18 protein-coding genes are annotated in these 19146 nt (G+C 58.2%); 4 read left to right on the top strand and 14 right to left on the bottom strand.

The annotated features are described in order from the left end of the window. Positions 1 to 116: 116 nt before the first annotated feature. The 4 genes from dhaL to A9Q02_RS04155 form a co-directional block, all read right to left on the bottom strand. Positions 117 to 755 carry a dihydroxyacetone kinase subunit DhaL gene (gene dhaL / locus A9Q02_RS04170; RefSeq protein WP_097651102.1) on the bottom strand — a complete coding sequence of 213 codons (639 nt, stop codon included), beginning with the start codon at positions 753 to 755 and terminating at the stop codon, positions 117 to 119. A 45-nt stretch (positions 756 to 800) separates the two neighbouring features. Then, a complete protein-coding gene (dhaK, locus tag A9Q02_RS04165; RefSeq protein ID WP_097651101.1) occupies positions 801 to 1802 on the bottom strand; it encodes a dihydroxyacetone kinase subunit DhaK in 1002 nt (333 codons plus the stop codon). A 25-nt stretch (positions 1803 to 1827) separates the two neighbouring features. After that, complete coding sequence (locus tag A9Q02_RS04160; RefSeq protein ID WP_097651100.1) at positions 1828 to 2562, bottom strand: MIP/aquaporin family protein; 735 nt, start codon at positions 2560 to 2562, stop codon at positions 1828 to 1830. A gap of 488 nt (positions 2563 to 3050) precedes the next feature. After that, on the bottom strand, positions 3051 to 4943 hold the full coding sequence (locus A9Q02_RS04155) for a sigma-54-dependent Fis family transcriptional regulator (RefSeq protein WP_097651099.1): 1893 nt from the start codon (positions 4941 to 4943) through the stop codon (positions 3051 to 3053). A 329-nt stretch (positions 4944 to 5272) separates the two neighbouring features. Between A9Q02_RS04155 and A9Q02_RS04150 the strand changes: the two genes are divergently transcribed. The 4 genes from A9Q02_RS04150 (at position 5273) to A9Q02_RS04135 (ending at position 9672) form a co-directional block, all read left to right on the top strand. After that, on the top strand, positions 5273 to 6436 hold the full coding sequence (locus A9Q02_RS04150; protein WP_097651098.1) for an amino acid ABC transporter substrate-binding protein: 1164 nt from the start codon (positions 5273 to 5275) through the stop codon (positions 6434 to 6436). A 64-nt stretch (positions 6437 to 6500) separates the two neighbouring features. After that, positions 6501 to 7697: an amino acid ABC transporter permease gene (locus A9Q02_RS04145; protein ID WP_097651097.1), complete on the top strand. Its 1197-nt coding sequence runs from the start codon at positions 6501 to 6503 to the stop codon at positions 7695 to 7697. Between the two features lie 8 nt (positions 7698 to 7705). Continuing rightward, positions 7706 to 8932, top strand: a complete 1227-nt coding sequence (locus A9Q02_RS04140) for an amino acid ABC transporter permease (protein ID WP_097651096.1) — start codon at positions 7706 to 7708, stop codon at positions 8930 to 8932. Then, positions 8929 to 9672 (top strand): amino acid ABC transporter ATP-binding protein, encoded by a 744-nt coding sequence (locus A9Q02_RS04135; protein ID WP_097651095.1) that lies wholly within the window; start codon positions 8929 to 8931, stop codon positions 9670 to 9672. The genes A9Q02_RS04140 and A9Q02_RS04135 overlap by 4 nt, the downstream gene beginning before the upstream one ends. Before the next feature lie 60 nt (positions 9673 to 9732). On the opposite strand, the gene A9Q02_RS04130 is transcribed toward A9Q02_RS04135, so the two are convergent. From A9Q02_RS04130 to gatA, 10 genes are all read right to left on the bottom strand, one after another. Beyond that, positions 9733 to 10143: a DUF3054 domain-containing protein gene (locus tag A9Q02_RS04130; RefSeq protein WP_172450615.1), complete on the bottom strand. Its 411-nt coding sequence runs from the start codon at positions 10141 to 10143 to the stop codon at positions 9733 to 9735. A 32-nt stretch (positions 10144 to 10175) separates the two neighbouring features. Continuing rightward, a complete protein-coding gene (locus tag A9Q02_RS04125; RefSeq protein WP_097651093.1) occupies positions 10176 to 11546 on the bottom strand; it encodes an alpha/beta fold hydrolase in 1371 nt (456 codons plus the stop codon). Between the two features lie 190 nt (positions 11547 to 11736). After that, positions 11737 to 12687 (bottom strand): metal ABC transporter solute-binding protein, Zn/Mn family, encoded by a 951-nt coding sequence (locus A9Q02_RS04120; RefSeq protein WP_097651092.1) that lies wholly within the window; start codon positions 12685 to 12687, stop codon positions 11737 to 11739. A 170-nt stretch (positions 12688 to 12857) separates the two neighbouring features. Continuing rightward, positions 12858 to 13724, bottom strand: a complete 867-nt coding sequence (locus tag A9Q02_RS04115) for a hypothetical protein (protein ID WP_141508695.1) — start codon at positions 13722 to 13724, stop codon at positions 12858 to 12860. A gap of 110 nt (positions 13725 to 13834) precedes the next feature. Next, complete coding sequence (locus A9Q02_RS04110) at positions 13835 to 14752, bottom strand: ketopantoate reductase family protein (RefSeq protein WP_097651090.1); 918 nt, start codon at positions 14750 to 14752, stop codon at positions 13835 to 13837. A 53-nt stretch (positions 14753 to 14805) separates the two neighbouring features. Then, positions 14806 to 16074, bottom strand: coding sequence for a serine--tRNA ligase (gene serS / locus A9Q02_RS04105; RefSeq protein WP_097651089.1), 1269 nt, complete (start codon positions 16072 to 16074; stop codon positions 14806 to 14808). Between the two features lie 12 nt (positions 16075 to 16086). Further along, positions 16087 to 16590, bottom strand: a complete 504-nt coding sequence (locus A9Q02_RS04100; protein ID WP_141508693.1) for a hypothetical protein — start codon at positions 16588 to 16590, stop codon at positions 16087 to 16089. Positions 16591 to 16663: 73 nt separating this feature from the next. Continuing rightward, on the bottom strand, positions 16664 to 17158 hold the full coding sequence (locus A9Q02_RS04095; protein WP_097651087.1) for an NUDIX hydrolase: 495 nt from the start codon (positions 17156 to 17158) through the stop codon (positions 16664 to 16666). Between the two features lie 9 nt (positions 17159 to 17167). Continuing rightward, positions 17168 to 17668, bottom strand: coding sequence for an NUDIX domain-containing protein (locus A9Q02_RS04090; RefSeq protein ID WP_097651086.1), 501 nt, complete (start codon positions 17666 to 17668; stop codon positions 17168 to 17170). An 8-nt stretch (positions 17669 to 17676) separates the two neighbouring features. After that, positions 17677 to 19134 (bottom strand): Asp-tRNA(Asn)/Glu-tRNA(Gln) amidotransferase subunit GatA, encoded by a 1458-nt coding sequence (gene gatA / locus A9Q02_RS04085; protein WP_097651085.1) that lies wholly within the window; start codon positions 19132 to 19134, stop codon positions 17677 to 17679. Positions 19135 to 19146: the final 12 nt, after the last annotated feature.

The following is a 19146-nucleotide window of genomic DNA, read 5'->3' as shown; positions in this document are numbered from 1 at the left end:
AAGACTCCTTTGTCTATAGTTTGGCCACATAAAGCCAGACTAGTTTGGGATTAGGGAGGGCAGCAAGTGCCTTCAGTCATAGCGACGACGACTGCATACCCTCCTTCCTCCGCATCCTATTGTGAAGCTTCCAGCACCTCAAGGAGCGCCTGGGCCATCAGAAAAGCCGAGGTTGCCCCGGGATCCTGATGACCAATCGAACGCTCGCCGAGGTACGACGCACGGCCCTTGGTGGCGAGCATCGGAATGGTCGCCTCCATCCCGGCCTGACAGGCCGCGACAGCCTTGCGCAACGACGTCAGCAGATCATCACCCGCAGCGTGCGCCGCTTTCAACGCATCAACTGCTGGCCCAATCGCGTCAATCATCGTCTTTTCACCCCGTGTCGACTTGCCACGGGCTTGAATACCCTCAAGCGCCGCCTCCACGACGACCGTGAGATCATCTACGCTCAACTCAAAGCGATCAGCCGATGCCATCCCTGCACGCAGAAACGCCGTACCATAGAGTGGGCCACTCGCCCCTCCCACCGTCGAGACCAGTGTCGTGCCAACAGTTTTCAGGATCGTCCCAATATCCTTATCCGCGACACTCGGCAGCTTCGTCACCACGGTCGTAAAACCGCGATCAAGGTTCACCCCATGATCGGCATCACCGATCGCCGAGTCAAGCTGAGTGAGATAGTCCCGCTGTTCTTTGACTCGCATGGTGATCGTTTCGATGAATTTGATGACGTGATCGGCTGTGATCTGCATAGCTACCTCTACCTTACCGTTGTTGTCACCCGACATACTCTGACATTAATAGCCCCAACGGAGTGCAGGCGTCAGCACGGGCGCATCCCAAAACTTCGTCAACTCATCATCCAGCTTGAGCAAGGTGAACGAGCACCCAGCCATCTCAAGCGAGGTGATATAGCTCCCGATCAGCCGGCGACTAATCGTGATCCCCTGGCCTGCCAGGATCTTATTCAGCTCGTTGTACATCAGATAGAGCTCGATCAACGGTGTGCCACCCATGCCATTGACAAACGCCAGCACATGGTCGCCCTGCTTGAACGGCAGATCCTCAAGGATTGGCGCAGCCAGCATCGCGGCGATATCGGCGGCATGGCCCACCTTCACCCGCGTACGACCTGGCTCACCGTGAATGCCAATGCCGATCTCCATCTCATCGTCGGGCAGATCGAAGGTTGGCTTGCCCGCATGGGGCACCACACAACTGGTGAGCGCCATGCCCATGCTACGTCCGTGGGCATTCACCTTCTCGGCCAGGCGTTTGACCTCAGCGAGATCAGCCCCTGCTTCGGCAGCGCCCCCGACAATCTTCTCCATCAGCACCGTCACGCCAACCCCACGCCGTCCTGCGGTATAGAGGCTATCTTTGACCGCCACGTCATCGTTCGTCACCACACTCGCAACTTCAATACCCTCGGCAGCCGCCAGTTCAGCGGCCATCTCGAAGTTCATCACGTCGCCGGTATAGTTCTTGACAATGTGCAAAACACCCTTGCCCGCACTGACCGCCTTGGTTGCCGCGAGCATCTGATCGGGCACCGGCGAGGTAAAGACCGCCCCGGGGCAGGCGGCATCAAGCATGCCCTTGCCCACAAAACCACCGTGCATTGGCTCGTGGCCCGAACCTCCACCCGACACCAGACCAACTTTATTCGCAATTGGCGCATCAGCGCGCACGATGAAATCGGGGTCGTAATGCACCGTCAGCAGATCGGCATGGGCATCAGCCATGCCCGCGAGCGCTTCTTTGACGACCTGCTCGGGTGCATTGATCAACTTCTTCATTGAAGATCTCCTCTTGCAACGTCGTTTACATTCCCAACGCTATCGCCAGCACCGCGGCAATCACCCCACCAATCAGCGGGCCAACCACAGGCACCCACGAGTAAGACCAATCCGAGTCGCCCTTGCCCGCAATCGGTAGAATCGCATGGGCAATGCGCGGGCCAAGGTCACGCGCCGGGTTAATCGCATACCCCGTTGGACCACCAAGCGAGAGGCCAATGCCCCACACCAGGCTTGCCACCAGATACGGGCCAACACCCGAAGCCGGCGATCCAGCCGTTGCGCCGTTAGCGCTAAAGATCGCAAAAATCACAAAGACGAGGACAAACGTACCGATGACCTCAGTGATAACATTCGAGGTTGGATTACGAATCGCTGGCCCTGTGCTAAAACAAGCCAACTTCGCCCCAGGATCTTTGGTCACCGGCCAGTGTGGCAGATAGGCCAACCAGACCAGCGTCGCCCCAAGAATTGCCCCTATAACCTGTGCGACCATGTGCAGCAGGCCAGTCATTACATCGTACCCACCACGCACCATCACAGCAATCGTGACAGCAGGGTTCAGATCTGCCCCGGGGCTACCAAGCGCAGCAGCGGTAAAGACACCGGACATAACCGCAAAAGCCCAACCGGTGGTAATCACAATCCAGCCAGCACTATTGCCTTTGGTTTGATTCAAGACCACGTTCGCAACCACACCATTGCCGAGCAAAACTAGGATCATTGTCCCAAAGAGTTCACCCACAAACGAGGAGGGCATAGGTTCTGTCCTTCTTCTGTGAAACACGAAAACCAGCGACTGTGCGAATCATCATTGATACAAGACCGCGCCGAGCAAAACAAGGCGTTGCTCTGGTAAGGCCGACACGCCACATGGTGACCATCAAGGTCAACCTACGACCAATTGATTTTCACCCCCTCTCGGACATGCAGTGGAAAGCTTTTTGGACATCGCAAAGCCAGCTCCGATCACACTGATCGGTCACGGAGAAAAAGTGATCCACGCGTTCGTGCAACAAGACAAGCAGATGGAAAATCACTGCAACTGTCCCCTCTGATCCAGAGAGGTATTGCTAAGAAGAAGTAGAAGGTGCCGCTCGTCGTTGAGTTGCAAGAGATAGCCAGCTTTGATATACCAGGATGTGCCTGACACAGCCAAGCATAGCAGATTGGCACTAGCAACGTCAAGCATTTGCACAGTGGAGTTATCCTGAAAATTGTTTCATTATTGCAACAACATGTTGCATTTTATTTCACAAAGCCTGTCCAGAAATCATCACGAGCGAGGCCATAGCGGGTCATTTTGCGCCAGAGCGTTGCCCGACTGATGCCAAGCAGCGCCGCCGTCCGTCCAAGGTGCCCACTCGCCTGGCGCCCGGCCCGCAGAATAGCATCACGCTCGCTAAAGCGGTTATGTTCCTCAAGCCGTGCGATCGGCGGAACATCGAGTGGCATGGCCCCCCGCGCAATGCCTGGCGGAAGATCATCGAGGGTCAGCACACTCTTCTCGCTACTCGACAGCGCCCGTTCAAGCACCAATTCAAGCTCGCGCACATTGCCAGGCCACGGATAGACCTGTAACGCATGCAACGCCTCGGGAGCCAGGGCAACCTGTCGCCCCAGACGCTCGCCAAGCAGGCTCAGCAGATGGGTTACCAGTAACAACAGATCGTCGCCGCGCTCGCGCAGTGGAGGAATCACCACTTCTAAGGTTGACAGGCGCGCCAGCAGATCCGCACGAAAGCGTCCTTCATAGACATGGCGTTCGAGATCGCTGCTAGCCGTTGCAATAATCCGCACATCAATTGGCACCACCCGGACACTGCCGCTGCGCATCATCCGTCGCATCTCAATCGCCCGCAGCAGGCCCGTCTGCAACTCCATCGGCAAGGCATCAACATCTTCGAGATAGAGCACGCCCCCCTGGGCGAGTTCAATCTTCCCGGGGCGGCCATGATGACGGGCATCAAGTGGATTGCCCTCGACGCCAAATAATTCACCAGCAAGCAGTGGTCGGGGCACCGCTGCACAATTCAAGCCCACAAAGGGACCCTCGGCACGCGCACTTGCATTATGGATTGCCTGCGCAAGTACCTCTTTGCCGACGCCCGCCTCACCACGCAGCAAAATGCTCCCCGCGCCATTCGCCGCCAAGTGGGCCTGATGCAATGCCGCCAGCATCACGGGACTCTGCCCAATGATATCGCGGAAGGTGAACCGCGCTTCGGCCCCAACGACCCGCTGCACCAGACGGTGGAGGCTCTGCGTGGGGCGCAGTGTCACCAGGGCACCGAGGTAACGCCCGCCATAATCATGCACCGGACGCAACGCGCAGACCAGACCGTTGACTCCTTTACGCACTGGCCAGAGAACTTCTTGCTCGACAAGTTCACTACCTTCCTGCAACGCCTGATACACGAGCGGTGGTGGATTGAGCACCAGGACAAACGGACGCCCGGCGACACTCCGGACACTCACCCCCAGCAGACCGGCAGCGTGGCTATTGATGCGCCGGATCTCTTCATTGGGACCAACAAAGATCACCCCCTCGCTCATCGCCTCCAGCACCGCATAGAGTTCAGCCAGTTGATCATTGGCCTCGGCGAGCAACTGTTCAGCACGCAACTGACTCTGCAAGGCCTGGGCAGCGGCAATCGCCATGCCGAGCGCATAGGGATGGGCATCCGGGGCGGCCATCAGGAGCGCGATCACTCCCATCGGATCGCCCTCGGCACGAAAGAAAGGTGCGGCAGCGAGCGCAAGGGGGCGCAAACGCAGATGATAATGCTCCTCGCCCACCGTCCAGAGCGGTTGCGCCTCACGCAGTGCAAGATCGACCGCATTTGTGCCAGCCACCGTCTCTTCTAACTGGACAAGTGGGCGCACGCCACACTGCAACGCCAGTTCAAGCAACGTGGGATCACCAGCAAGCTCAACAACACAAGCTGACGCATCAGCGAGCAACACCGCAAACCCGGGGCGCTCGATCAACTGGTACAAATCCTCAATCGACGAGCGTGCCAGGGCGAGCAATTGCTGTTGGTGCGCCTCCAGCGCCGCTTGCCCAGTCAGGGGTTGATCCACGGCCTGCCCACGGGCAAGGCACCGTTGCCACGCATGACGAAGAAGAGGGGTCATCATTTTTCATTCCTTATCAATCGCCAGGCCCTTAAATCTATTCTACTGCATTGGGGTTGCAGCGCCAGGTATTTTGCTCGCGCTGGTCGGTTGAGCGCCATAGGCGCTCAACCGACCAGCAGCATTTGTACTGTTGCAACATTGCCCCGGTTTATGGTACAATTGGGTTCAATTCCAGTGTGACAAATTCACAAAACACCCCGGCCGTGAGTGCCACTTTTCAGCTTGCTACGCTGAAGTCATCCCATTGGGTTCGTTGTGGTGACGTGGCATTGATACCGTTTCAATGCCGAGTCACTGCGTAGAGCATATGTTAAGGGACAGGAGACCAAATGAAACGACAGCTTCTGATCGTTCTCGTCGGAGCGCTTGCCATGATTCTGGCAGCGTGTGGTGGACAAACTCCCCAGGCCCCGGCCTCGCCCGCTCCCGCCGATACGTCGGCACCGGCAGCCCCCGCTGATACGGCGGCGCCGACAGCTACCGAGGCCCCGCCCGCGACCACGGCCCCGCCCGCTGGCGGTGAGACCCAGCAGCCAACCGCTGGTGGGCGCATCCAGACCATTCTTACCCGTGGTGAGTTGATCTGTGGTGTCAACCAGGTATTGCCTGGCTTTGGCAACGTTGATAGCGCTGGCGAGTTCAGCGGTTTCGATGTTGACTTCTGCCGCGCTGTTGCCGCCGCTCTCTTCGATGATCCCACCGCCGTTCAGTTCCGCCCGCTGACCGCCCAGGAGCGGTTCACTGCGGTGCAGACGGGTGAGGTCGACGTGCTGATCCGCAACACGACCTGGACGCTGACCCGCGATGGGTCGGTCGGCCTTGACTTTGGCCCCGTGACCTTCTACGACGGCCAGGGCATGATGGTACGTATCGACAGCGGCATCGAAACCCTGGAGGACATGGAGGGTGCCACCATCTGTGTGCAGAGTGGGACGACCACCGAGTTGAACCTGGCTGACAACTTCCGCGCCATCGGTGTGAACTTCACCCCGCAGGTGTTTGAGGATGCCGACCAGACGGCTGCCGCCTACGATGCCGGTCAGTGTGACGGCTTCACCACCGACAAGTCGGGCTTGGTGAGCTATCAGACCAAGCTGGCTGTGCCGGCCGACCACAAGATCCTCGACGTGACCATGTCGAAGGAGCCGCTTGCACCTTCCGTGTTGCAGGGCGATGCGCAGTGGGCCGATGCAATCAACTGGATCGTGCTCGCGACCATTCAGGCTGAGGAATTCGGCATCACTTCCGAGAACATTGGCGACTTCCTGAGCAGTGACAACCCCGACATTCGCCGCTTCCTTGGCGTCGAGGGTGAGCTTGGTCAGGGCATTGGTCTGCCCAATGACTTCGCTGCCCGCATCATTAGCAATGTTGGCAACTACGAAGAGATCTATAACCAGAACCTTGGCCCCGAGACGCCGTTCAACCTGCCCCGCGGCCAGAACGCGCTCTACACCGATGGTGGGTTGCTCTACTCACCGCCCTTCCGCTAGAAAGCCCCTCGGCCCGTCTGCGTTGGCAGACGGGCCACTCTTTATGATGTGAGAGGAGCAATCGATGGCAACTGCTGCGCCACCAGTGCAAAAGACAACCATCCCCTTCTGGCGCGACACGCGCATTCTGGCTATTTTGTTTCAGGTACTCTTTGTCGTCCTTGTCGTAGGTGTGCTCTGGTTTTTCTACACGACGATGATGGCCGGGCTTCGCCAGGCAAATCTCCTCCCAAGTTTTGCTTTTCTCTCGCAACCAGCAAGTTTCTCGATTGGTGAAAGTGTTATTGCCTACGACCCAAGCAATACGTATGGCTATGCGTTGCTTATTGGGGTACTCAACACGATCCGGGTCGCCATCGCAGGGGTCATCCTCGCCACCATTATCGGAATCATTCTGGGCATCAGCCGCCTTTCCGAAAACTGGCTGTTGCGCAATGTTGCCACGGTCTATGTCGAAATTGTGCGCAACGTACCGCTCTTGCTGCAACTCTTTATGTGGCTTGCCCTGACCCAGACCTTTCCGCGGCAGCAAGATAGTATCAGTATTTTTGGGCTGATTTATTTACATAACCGCGGGGTCACGATGGCATGGCCCGAAACAGGCAGTGACTTTGGCGCCTGGGTTCCGTGGCTCTGGCTTGGTCTGCTGGCAGGCATTGCCTTTTATGTGGTGCGCCGCATCCAGTTTGCCCGCCGCGACCGCCCCGGTGTCGCAATGCCGCAGGCTTTTTTGCTTGCCGGTGCCATCGTTACCATTGGCTATCTCTTTGTCGGCCTCACCAATGGCGAGTGGCCCCTGAGCCTCTCGATCCCTGAGCTACAGCGCTTTAATTTCGTCGGTGGCATCGGGCTTACACCTGGCTTTGCCGCCCTCCTGGCGGGCCTGGTCATTTACACCTCGGTTTTTATCGGTGAAATTGTGCGTAGCGGCATTCAGGCAGTGAATAAGGGGCAACGTGAAGCCGCACGTGCCCTGGGTCTTACCCCTGGGCAGACGCTGCGTCTGGTCATTTTCCCCCAGGCCCTGCGCATTATGATCCCGCCGATGACCAGTCAGTACTTGAATCTGACCAAAAATAGTAGCCTCGCTGTCGCCGTTGGCTATCCTGACCTCTTCTCGATTGCCGGCACAACCCTCAACCAGACCGGCCAGACCGTGCCGGTGATTATGATGGTGATGGCGGCGTATCTCACGGTCAGCCTGGTGACGTCGTTGTTTATGAACTGGTATAACAAGCGCATTCAGCTCGTCGAGCGTTAGGGAGTAGCATGGCAACTGAGGTTTCCCAGAGTCAGACCCGTGCGCCCCAACCAGGGATTGATGTTCCTGGCTGGCTGCGTAAAAATCTCTTCAGTACCTGGTACAACTCGCTGATTTCGATCGTCTTGCTGGTGATCGTCTTTCAGGTTGTCACCGGTTTCTTCCAGTGGGCCTTTACCACCGAGGGCTGGATCGCGGCCGCTTCCAATGGACGTCTGATCCTGGTTGGTCGTTATCCTGCGGCTGAGTTGTGGCGCCCGCAATTGGCCCTCGCCCTCGTAGGGCTCCTCCTCGGCCTCAGCGGTGGCGTCTGGCGCGGGATTGCACAGGCGCTGACAATCGGCTTTGCTGGGATGATGCTTGTGCTGACGGCCCTGTGGACGCAGTTGCCCCCGGCAAATCCGCCCGCCCCACTGACGACTGAACTCGTGCTCGTGGGTATTGCGGTGCTGGTCGGTGGGGCTTATGCGGCGGGACGCGCAGGCGGTGAGCGGTTGCGCTGGCCGATTATTGCCGGTTGGTTTTTGGCCTACCCCACGATTATCCTGATCCTCCAGGGCTTTGGCGGTACCACCGTGCCAACCAACCTCTGGGGTGGCTTGATGCTCACCATGTTGCTGGCAGTCAGCGGCATTGTGCTCTCGTTCCCCCTTGGAGTCTTGCTCGCCCTCGGTCGACGTAGCAATCTGCCCGTGGTGAAGTTCTTCTGTGTGGTCTATATTGAACTGATCCGTGGTGTCCCGCTCATTACCGTGCTCTTTATGGCCCAGTTGATGCTGCCCCTCTTTTTGCCCTCGGAAGTACGCATTGATGCGGTCGTGCGTGCGGTGGTCGCGGTGACGCTCTTTAGTGCCGCTTACCTCGCCGAAAATGTGCGCGGTGGCCTCCAGTCGATCCCCAAAGGTCAGGTTGAAGCCGCTCGTGCGCTCGGCCTCAATGTGGTGAAGACAACGCTGCTGATCACCCTGCCGCAGGCCCTCAAAGCGGTTATTCCGGTGCTCGTTGGGCAGTTCATCTCGCTCTTTAAGGACACCTCACTCGTGGCGATCATTGGTCTGCTCGATCTGCTTGGCGTTGCCCGTGCGATCAATACGCAACCTGAATGGCTCGGCTTCCCCGGTGGCGTCTGGCGCGAGACCTTCTTTGTCGTCGCGGTGATCTACTGGATCTTTAGCTTTACGATGTCACGTAGCTCTCGCCAGATCGAGGCGAATCTGAATAGAGGTGCAAGATGAGTGATAGCAGTGAAGATATTATCGTTTGCGAGAATGTAAGTAAATGGTTTGGTGATTTTCGTGCACTCCACGATGTTTCGATCCGGGTGAAGAAAGGTGAAGTCGTGGTTGTCTGCGGTCCTTCGGGTAGCGGCAAGAGTACCTTCATTCGCACGATCAATCGTCTGGAAGAACATCAGCAGGGTCGGATTATTGTTGATGGGATCGAGATGAGTAACGATATTCGCAATATCGATGCCATTCGCCGCGAAGTCGGGATGGTCTTTCAACAGTTCAATCTCTTTCCTCACCTGACGGTGCTGCAAAATGTGACCCTCGCCCCAGTCTGGGTGCGCAAAAAGACGCGCAAAGAGAGTGAGCAGCGGGCGCTCGAACTGCTCGAACGCGTCGGCATCGTCGAACAGGCCCTGAAATTCCCTGGACAGCTTTCGGGTGGGCAGCAGCAGCGCGTTGCCATCGCCCGCGTGCTCGCCATGGATCCGCGCATTATCCTCTTTGATGAGCCAACTTCGGCGCTAGATCCCGAGATGGTCAAAGAGGTGCTCGATGTGATGAAGACGCTCGCAAGTGAGGGCATCACGATGATCTGTGTCACCCACGAAATGGGCTTTGCCCGCGAAGTGGCCGACCGCGTTGTCTTTATGGATCGCGGCCAGATTGTCGAAGAGGGTACCCCCGAACACTTCTTCACTAACCCGCGCCACGAACGCACCAAGCTCTTCTTGAGCCAGATCCTGTAAAAGAGACGGCTCGCACAAACAGGCCAGCTTTGCTGGCCTGTTTGTGCGAGCCAAAAGACTCTAACGGCGTTCGATCAGGGCAAAGATCGTTCGCCAGCCACCGACAAGGATTAGCGCGGCAAGAAAGGTGACGACATAGAATGAGAGCGGGCTAAAACGCCCGATCATCGCCGCACGCACCAGTGAACCGATGATAATGCCGCCACTCCAACCGAGCAGGGTCGTACGGAGCATCCCACCAACATCCGAGGTGGAAGCACGGCTATAGGCACCAACCAGCGGTGCCACCACGAGCCAGCCAGCCAGAAAGGGCGCGGCGGTACGCGCAACCTCAATCAGCGCTTCCGGGCCATTTGCGAGACCGTGGCTCCCCCGCCCAAGCGCCGCAAAAACTAGAAAAGCCACTACGTCTCCGGTCACCAGGCCCGCTGTGCGTACAGAAGCGATCCGCTCTGTCATCCCGATCTTCATGCACTCTTCCTCGGCTGAGCTAGCCCTACACTTCATACTGTCTCGCCAACCACACCACCTTGCAGTTGTGTGGCCAGCATTTGCATCTGGAAATTCGCGAGGCGCAAACGCAACGCCAGCGACGAGGCTAGGTTCCAGACAACGGCATTGCCGAGGGCCGGATCATCTTCGACCAGCGCACGCAACTGTTCACGCTGCAACACCAGCACCACGGCCCCATCTGACCCAGCCCGCAGCGCTGCACTCCGGCGCCCCCCATCAATCAGGGCCATTTCACCGGTGAGTTGGCCGCGCAAGACCGTCGCAAGCTGGCGCGGTGGGCTATGTTCATCAACGGCACTTGTCCAGACTTCGACCGAGCCATCCTGGATCAGATAGAGATCGGTGCAGGCTTCATCAGCTTCAGCCACCATTACCCCGGCTTGATGGACGCGTCGGCGCATCAGACCAGCCAGACGCGTACGCTGCGCGAGACTCAAACCAGTGCCAAGATCCGAGTTGGCGAGAAAAGCAGCCACTTCGCTCGTAATGACCGCCGAGGTCGTCGAGTCCTCCAGGCGCGTCGTAATGAGGGGCAACGCCAGGTAGGAGGCCAGCATGCGCCAGGTGAACTCAGGCGTCTCGAACTGTGGCCAATGACCGGCCTTGGGCACAATACGCAAATCAGCGCCAACCCACTCATCGGCGACAACCCCGGCATCACGCAGGGGAACAGTATTATCCTCGGCCCCCCAGATGACCAGGGCCGGCGTTTCCAAGTTGCGCAAGCGGCCACGGAGATCATTGTCGCGCATCGCAGTATAACACTCGGCGCGCACACGACCCTGCCCCGGACGGCGCGCATCGGCCCGCAACCGAAGATAATCAGCCTCGCTAATCGCACTCCGTTCGGCAAACGAGGCAGGGCGCATCAAACGATCCGTAATGCGCAACAACGACGGCTCCAGCGCCGAAACCAGGCGATCGGCAATCGTATGGCGCTCGAGCATCGTAATTGGCGCAATCGCATAGGTAATCCACGCCGAGAGTTGCCCACTGATCGTTGGGGCAAGCAGCACCATGCGATCGATCAGCTGAGGATAGCGCAGCGCCATAGTGATGCTGATCATCCCCCCCATCGAATGGCCCACGAGGGTAACTGGGCTATCGGTAAATTCCTGAACGAGTTTCGCCAACAGATCGACATAACGCATGATCGTGGTACGCGTCGGGAGACGTTCGGAATTGCCATAACCAGGCAGATCAACGGCAAGACAATGAAAACGCCGGCTGAGAATAGGCAACAGCGGCGACATCGCATACCACGAACTTGACCAGCCGTGGATCAGTAGGCAGATCTGGCCTGTTCGCGGCCCCTCTTCGCGCGCATAGATGCGCGTACCATCAATCGTCAAGGTAGGCATAGGCGTATTATACCAAAATGCATCGCGGATAGGGGCTTGTAGGCCCAGAATTGCCGTAACATTCTGTCTAGATAAACGTTGTTGCCCCCCACGTTTCACGCACAGGGGCGCAGGTTGCCGCCTCAGCGTTGGTGCATTGAAAAAAGCCAGCTACGCTGGCTTTTTTCAATGCACCAACAGAGAACAGCGCTTACTGGGCAAGTGCGGCCACAATCGTATCCATATTGTGACGCATCATGCCAATGTATGTCCCGGTAGGCGTGCCTGGTTCGCCCATCGCATCAGAGTAGAGCTCGCCGCCAATGGCAACTTCACGGCCCTGGGCACGCACGGCCTGCTGCACGGCTTCGATGGTACGCGGTGAAATCGTTGACTCAACGAAAATCGCCGGGACGTTGCGCTCCACGATGAGCGTAGCCAGCGCCTGGATGTCACCAACGCTCGCTTCGCTGGTGGTGCTGATCCCCTGCACCGCCTCAACCGCCAGCCCGTAGGCATGACCAAGGTAGCCGAAGGCATCATGCGCTGTCACCAGGATGCGCTGGGTCTCGGGAATGCGCTCGACCTCGGCCAGCAAGTAGGTATGGAGCGCTTCGAGTTCAGTGACATACGCAGCGGTATTTGCTGCATACAACGCTGCATTGTCAGGATCAAGTTCACTCAGGGTATCCCGAACGATGTCGGTCACCTTGATCCAGAGCTGGACATCATTCCAGATATGAGGATCATACGGCTTGCCCTCTTCTGGCTCCCACTGTAGCAGGAGCTGGGCATCAAGTTGCTCGGCCACAGCGACGGTACGCACCTGCCCCCGTTCACCGATCTGCTTCAGCACCCGCTCGAGCTGTGCTTCGAGTTGCAGACCGTTGTAAAGGATCAGATCGGCCTGTTGAAAGGTCTGCAAATCACCCTCGGTGGCAACATACGAGTGCGGATCAAGGCCTGGCCCGAGCAACGTCGTAAGTTCAACCCGATCCTGGGCGATATTCTGAACCATATCGGCAATTTGCTGGGTCGTTGCGACCACCCTGAGGGGCGAAGCCGCCCCATCGGTCGCGGGTGGCGCAACGTCAGCGGCAGGCCCACAGGCAGCAAGGAAAATAATAGCAACAACGATCAGACTAAGCATACGCATCAACATAGGGTTACGCTCCACCTCATCTTTTCAAATTTTGGCTTACCTAAAATTTAGTTTAGCATATATCAAAAATACTTGTCAAGCCTGACTGAGGGGTCTCGGGAGACTTGGTTCCCAGACTACGAATCAGTTGCCGACGTGTGGTGCCGAAAACTGAGGTATGCCCAGCGCGACTATTTGCGGATGGTAGGTAAAAAGACACCATGCGCCCGCTTCCACGTCCAAGACCAATCCTTAACCTGGGCTTGATGCATCGCACGTAATCCAGTCGGTTCAGGATAAATGCTGATGATTTCCACCTGAAATCGTGCAGCAATCTCGGTGCCCCACGTGTCGGGCTTCGGAATACTGGTGAACTGCGTGCCATAGTGTTTGTTGTCAACCCACAGCGCAGTTGTCTGCCCTGGATAATTGACGACCATTTTCACTTCATGCCATTCGGTGTCGGGAGTGAGGTGGCCCACAGCTCTCCACGTACCATCATCATCATGCGTAGTAGTCCAAGAACTCATGACGCCAAAGGCCCCCACATGCTCACCTTCAATCCAAGGATTCAGCCCCCACTGGAAGGCCATCCCATAGTCTAACCGTGTTTGACTTCCATCCCACACAAAAATTCCACCTTCGAACGTCTGAGCATTCAGATCGGCATTAACATCGGTAGTGGGCAAGTACGGAAGACGAAATTTAAAGATACATGTGTGAATAAAATGCATGGCTTCGTTGTTGATCATCTGTTTGAACGTAATGTTATGCACCAAGATGATGCGACGCTGAAGATTGGCCCGAAGTTCACTATGAGCAGGTTCATGCACCGTCTCAATGTCGCGCAGAGTTACAGGGCATTCTCCAGGGCGTACATACAGAGCATCACCCAGAGTGACTTCCCATCCTGACAAGTTTGTCCCTTGATAGTGTCTGGCGATACGAGGAGAATGTGTTGAAGTAGCACGGAGAGGAACAGGCGGCTGATTCACAAGCAAACTACTGGCTATTGCAGCGGGTAATAGCTTTATGAGGCTGCGCCTGTTGATAGACACAAGGTCTCTCCTTGATTCTGCCACCTATACCTACTCCACCGCGATTATACCATTTACACCCACGTTCCCCTGTGCTGCGCCGCGCATCTGCTGTCGTCGTGAACGACTCGTCAACCCCCCTCGCCTTGCGAGGTCTCTAGGGCGGTGATCAGCGCCACCAGCGTGGCATTGTATGGCGTTGGGATGCCGAGCTTTGCGCCGAGGGCGACGATGGCGCCGTTGATCGTGGCGATTTCGGTGGGGGCACCGCGCAGCCGATCTTGTAGCATCGACGATTGGTTCGCGGCGGTGGCGCGGGCGACCTGGAGGACATGCGCAACCGTGTCGGTGTAGGGCAGCGTGATGCCCTGGGCCGCGGCGACGCCCACCGCTTCGGTGACGACGGCCCCGAGCAGGCTGCGGGCCGCGCTGTTTTCAGCGAGTACGCCGTTGCGGACGCGCAGCAGCGCCGTGATGGCGTTGATACCGACGTTGACGATCAGTTTGCCCCAGATCAGGGTGTCAAGGTCCCCCGTGATGCTCGTGGGCAACCCCGCCTGGTTGAGCAGATCGGCGAGCGCGTTGGCCTGCGCCGAGTTTGGCGTGAGGCTCAAGGTTGTCGCGCCCATCCCGGCGTGCCGGACGCGCCCCGGCCCCAGCAGGGTGCCGCCTAGCGTGGTGACACCCTGCCCCACCCGTGTTGCACCAAGTTCGGCGGCAAGCACTTCGTGGTTGCCCAGACCATTCTGGAGCGTGTAAGCAAGGCCATCGGGAGCCAGCGCTGCGGCACACGCCTCGGCGGCCCAGGTTGTCTGGTGCGCTTTGACAAGCACCAGGGCAAGTTGGGCGGGAAAAGCCAGGGCGGGGTCGCTCACGGCGCGTACGCGTCGCGCCTTGGTGACCCCGTCGCGCTCGCAGTGCAAACCGTCGCGGTTCAGCGCTGCCACATGGTCGGCCCATTGATCAACAATGACTAGATCGCAGTGCGGCGCGAGGTACCATGCAAAAACGCCGCCGATCGCGCCGGCCCCAATGATCGCAATCCGCATAGGGTAGACCCATTCCCGTTGACCAGCACCCCAATCTAATATCCGCAACGGCCTTATTTAATGACCTCGCAGCCACCCATATAGGGCCGCAGCACCTCGGGCACGACGATGCTGCCGTCTTCTTGCTGGTAATTTTCCATGATCGCGATAATCGTCCGCGGCAGACCCAGGCCCGAGCCATTCAGCGTATGCAGGTACTCGGGTTTGGCCCCTGGTTCGGGCCGATAGCGCAGATTGGCACGGCGGGCCTGGAACGCCTCGACATTCGAGCAGGAACTGACTTCTAGCCATTCGCCCTGACCGGGTGCCCAAACTTCGATATCGTAGGTTTTGGCCGCCCCAAAGCCAATATCGCCGGTGCAGAGAATCTTGGTGCGGAAGGGCAGGCCCAGCAACCGACAGCATTCTTCGGCATCGCTGCGCAACTTCTCGAGGGCAGCGTAGCTCTGGTCGGGGAAGGTAAACATATACATTTCGACCTTATCAAACTGGTGCCCCCGTTTCATCCCGCGCACATCGCGCCCGGCGCTCAACTGTTCTTTACGGAAGCAGGGCGTGTAGGCGACGTGATAGATCGGCAACCTCGAAGCATCCAGAATCTCATCGGCATAGAGGCTTGTTATGGGCACCTCGGCGGTCGGCACGAGCCATAGGCCCGATTCTTCATCGCGATAGAGATTATCGCGGAACTTGGGCAATTGCCCCGCCGCCCAGAGTGCCGCCTCTTTGACGACAAAGGGGGTGTAGACCTCTTCGTAGCCCTGGCCCAGGTGGAGATCGAGCAACCACTGGATCGTCGCCCGCTGCAACCTGGCCCCGAGGCCGCGCATGACATAGAACCGCGAACCAGCGAGTTTGACACCCTGCTCGAAATTGACGATCCCCAGGGCCTCGACCAGTTCCCAATGGGGCTTGGCCGCAAAACCTAACTGACGCTCTTCGCCCTCCTGTGCGATGACCGGATTGGCGGTATCATCAGCCCCATCGGGCACATCGGGATGCGGCAGATTGCGGATCTCGAGCATGGCCGCTTGCTGCTCTTGTTCGACCTGGGCGACTTCTTTATCGAGCAGACTGATGCGGTCACCGACCGTGCGCATCTCGCGAATTTTGGTTTCACGGGAGTCGGCATCCTTCAACGTGCTGATCTCTTTCGAGACACTATTGCGCAGCGCTTTCAGATCCTCGACTTCGCGCAAGAGCGTACGGCGCCGCTCGTCATAGCCGAGCACCTGGTCAACAATGGCCGCATCCACTTGAAAACGGGCCAGTTGTTCTTTGACATAAGCGGGTTGTTCACGGATAACCTTGATATCAAGCATGCTAGCTCCTTGCTACTGTCCGGGTCGCAGATGACGGAGGGTCTCCATCAGCGAAAAGGCGTTGAGGCGCCCCTCATTAAGCCCCTCGACCACACGCTGAGCAGTGGCACGCTGGGCGGGATCGTGAATGCGGTACAGGGCCAGATAGACCTTATCGGCATCCTGGACAAAAAAGGTCGCATACGGACTGCCTCCCCGTTCGAGTGACGTCACGATTGCCTGGCGCACTGCCGTATGGGTAATCTCAACCATCTCGCTGGTCGGACTTCCAGCGGGTCCCTGGGTCTGCTCATCGTCGTCGTCAGCCCACCACGAACTCAGGTCATCATCGTGCGGGGCAGGCTTGATTTGGGGGCGATGGCTCGTCGTCACCTGATACTGGTCAAGCAACTCGGAGGGGAGTGTCCCGCCAGAGCCGGGGAAATTCTCGCCCCAGGCCCGATTGAGCATCCAGACCGTGAGGGCAAGCAGACTCAAGGCGCCAACCACAAGGATAAACACGACCATTCCATCCAAAAAAGCTTCTCCTTCAAGCAACGTTGCTGGTAAAAAACCAGCTATGCTGGCCTTTATTACCAGCAAAAGAAATTTATATCAAGGTGTAGTCCCAGCGTACCGGTTGGCCTTGATCATAAGGCATGACGCCGTGAAACTGGCGGGGATCGGAACTAAAGACGAGGGGGAGAAAGAAATGATCCCCGGGCCAGAGCGGGAGATCCAGGGCGAGCAGGCGCGTGAGCGGAACCCACTCGAGCGCACCTTCCACATTACTGGCTGGCGGTTCGCCGGTAAAGCGGGTGATGAGGAAGATAAAGCCGAGCCAGTCCTCGCCGTTTTTGCCAAAGCCCGGCCAACTGATCGTACCGCGCAGGGTAAGCTCGAGCGCCTCGATGCTCGCCTCTTCGCGCAATTCGCGGCGCATCCCGGCGACAACATCCTCGTGGGGATCAAGTTTGCCCCCAAGTCCATTATACTTGCCGAGGTGCAGATCGTCAGGGCGCGCATTGCGATGCACCAGCAAGACCTGCTGCTGGTCAGGCGAAAGGACATAGCCCAGGGTTCCGACAATAGGTGTATACGGCATAGATTCTTCCTACCAGTCTCGGTACATACCCCGTTCGCCTCGGCGATATTCGGCGATCCGTTCGCGACTGCCAGGATCAAGGTTGGTGGGCAGATCACGATAGAGAAAGAAGCGAGCCTCAACAATCTCGAGATCGCCGGCAGGCGGGTGGGGCACCTCGTTGGTGTGACAGACAAAGACAGCAATCAAGTTGTTCATGCCTTCGCTAAAATTATGAAAGAGACCGTGGAGGTAGGCTACCTCGCCGTGACATCCAGCCTCTTCGCGCAATTCACGGCGAGCGGTGTGTTCAAGGCTCTCGCCGGCGTCGGCCCCACCACCAGGCAGCGCCCACGGCCAGCGCCCACCGCGATGGCGCACCAGCAGGACCCGGTCGCCCTGGGGCACGAGCACGCGCACCCCGATCTGGGTCGGGCGGGTGACAACACGGCTGGCCGTGCGGGCAACCAGAAAGAGATTGTAGGTCAGGGTGAGCGCCGCTTCGCGCAGACCACCGAGGGTTGGATGCATAGAAACGCCTACGAGACGAGCGACGGGCGACGGGTATGCCAGGTTGTGACCTGTTGATAGGCATCACCGGCACGCAGCAGCGTTGCTTCTTCAAAGGGGCGGCCAATCAATTGCAGCCCCACCGGCAGATCCTCGCTGAAGCCACAGGGCACCACGAGACCAGGCACGCCGGCAAGGTTAATCGGCAGGGTACAGACATCGCTCAGGTACATCGTCAGCGGATCATCGAGCTTCTGGCCGACTTTGAAGGCCACGGTTGGTGAGGTCGGTGTTGCCAGCAGATCAACCTGGGCAAAGGCCTGCTCAAAATCGCGTTTGATCAACGTGCGCACCTGTTGCGCCCGTTTATAGTAGGCATCATAGTAGCCCGCCGAAAGTGCATAGGTGCCAAGCATAATGCGTCGGCGTACCTCGGCCCCAAAGCGACGCCCGCGGGTCAGTTCGATCTCTTCCCACATCGAGGTGCCTGCCTCGCGGGGGCCGTAGCGGACACCGTCATAGCGGGCAAGATTGGCACTTGCTTCGGCGGGGGCAACGATATAATATGTTGGCAAGGCATATTTTGTATGCGGCAATGACAATTCAATAACCTCAGCCCCCTGGTCGCGCAACACGGCAATTGCTTCACGGGTAGCCTGTTCAACCCCAGGTTCCATTCCCTCGACAAAATACTCACGTGGCACACCCACCCGCAGCCCACGCAGATCACCGGTCAACCCTGCTTGATAGTCGGGGACGGGGACTGTGGCGCTCGTCCCGTCACGCGGGTCGTGACCGGCGATCGCCTGCAAGACCAGCGCGATGTCGGCGGCAGTCCAGGCAAAGGGTCCGATCTGGTCAAGCGAAGAGCCATAGGCGATCAAGCCAAAGCGACTCACCCGGCCATAGGTTGGTTTCAAGCCACTGACCCCACAGAGGGCAGCGGGTTGGCGAATCGAACCGCCGGTATCAGTGCCCAGGCTCGCCAGGGCCATGCCCGCAGCAACGGCGGCAGCGCTCCCACCACTGCTGCCACCCGGTACCCGCTCGGTATCCCAGGGGTTGCGGGTCACCTGAAAGGCGCTATTCTCGGTACTCGATCCCATCGCAAATTCATCACAGTTGACCTTGCCAAGACTGACGGTGCCAGCAGCCTGGAGGCGTTCAATGACCGTAGCGTTGTAGGGTGGCACGAAGTTTTCGAGGATCGCCGAGCCGCAGGTCGTACGGACGCCAGCGGTACAGATAACATCTTTGATCGCGAGAGGAATGCCGTGCAATGGCCCACTCGTAGCAGTCCGTGTGGCGTCGGCAGTTTGGGCGGCGGCGAGCGCCTGCTCGCCTGTCGTCGTTAGAAAGACCTGTAACGCTGGTTCGAGGGCAGTGATCCGCTTCAGAAGAGCCTCGGTTAAGGCCACCGATGTAAGTTCGCCCGTCGCAAAGGCTTGCTGGGCTTCACGAATAGTCAGGTTATAGAGCTCGCTCATGGGGCCTCTCTC

The sequence above is a fragment of the Candidatus Chloroploca asiatica genome, assembly GCF_002532075.1.
GTDB lineage: Bacteria > Chloroflexota > Chloroflexia > Chloroflexales > Chloroflexaceae > Chloroploca > Chloroploca asiatica.
This window is presented reverse-complemented; position numbering and strand designations above follow the sequence as displayed.

Bases quoted from the DNA above. Each gene is read 5' to 3' on its own strand.
- dhaL (WP_097651102.1), bottom strand. From the start codon at position 755: ATGCAGATCACAGCCGATCACGTCATCAAATTCATCGAAACGATCACC.
- dhaK (WP_097651101.1), bottom strand. From the start codon at position 1,802: ATGAAGAAGTTGATCAATGCACCCGAGCAGGTCGTCAAAGAAGCGCTC.
- A9Q02_RS04160 (WP_097651100.1), bottom strand. From the start codon at position 2,562: ATGCCCTCCTCGTTTGTGGGTGAACTCTTTGGGACAATGATCCTAGTT.
- A9Q02_RS04155 (WP_097651099.1), bottom strand. From the start codon at position 4,943: ATGATGACCCCTCTTCTTCGTCATGCGTGGCAACGGTGCCTTGCCCGT.
- A9Q02_RS04150 (WP_097651098.1), top strand. From the start codon at position 5,273: ATGAAACGACAGCTTCTGATCGTTCTCGTCGGAGCGCTTGCCATGATT.
- A9Q02_RS04145 (WP_097651097.1), top strand. From the start codon at position 6,501: ATGGCAACTGCTGCGCCACCAGTGCAAAAGACAACCATCCCCTTCTGG.
- A9Q02_RS04140 (WP_097651096.1), top strand. From the start codon at position 7,706: ATGGCAACTGAGGTTTCCCAGAGTCAGACCCGTGCGCCCCAACCAGGG.
- A9Q02_RS04135 (WP_097651095.1), top strand. From the start codon at position 8,929: ATGAGTGATAGCAGTGAAGATATTATCGTTTGCGAGAATGTAAGTAAA.
- A9Q02_RS04130 (WP_172450615.1), bottom strand. From the start codon at position 10,143: ATGAAGATCGGGATGACAGAGCGGATCGCTTCTGTACGCACAGCGGGC.
- A9Q02_RS04125 (WP_097651093.1), bottom strand. From the start codon at position 11,546: ATGCCTACCTTGACGATTGATGGTACGCGCATCTATGCGCGCGAAGAG.
- A9Q02_RS04120 (WP_097651092.1), bottom strand. From the start codon at position 12,687: ATGTTGATGCGTATGCTTAGTCTGATCGTTGTTGCTATTATTTTCCTT.
- A9Q02_RS04110 (WP_097651090.1), bottom strand. From the start codon at position 14,752: ATGCGGATTGCGATCATTGGGGCCGGCGCGATCGGCGGCGTTTTTGCA.
- serS (WP_097651089.1), bottom strand. From the start codon at position 16,074: ATGCTTGATATCAAGGTTATCCGTGAACAACCCGCTTATGTCAAAGAA.
- A9Q02_RS04095 (WP_097651087.1), bottom strand. From the start codon at position 17,158: ATGCCGTATACACCTATTGTCGGAACCCTGGGCTATGTCCTTTCGCCT.
- A9Q02_RS04090 (WP_097651086.1), bottom strand. From the start codon at position 17,668: ATGCATCCAACCCTCGGTGGTCTGCGCGAAGCGGCGCTCACCCTGACC.
- gatA (WP_097651085.1), bottom strand. From the start codon at position 19,134: ATGAGCGAGCTCTATAACCTGACTATTCGTGAAGCCCAGCAAGCCTTT.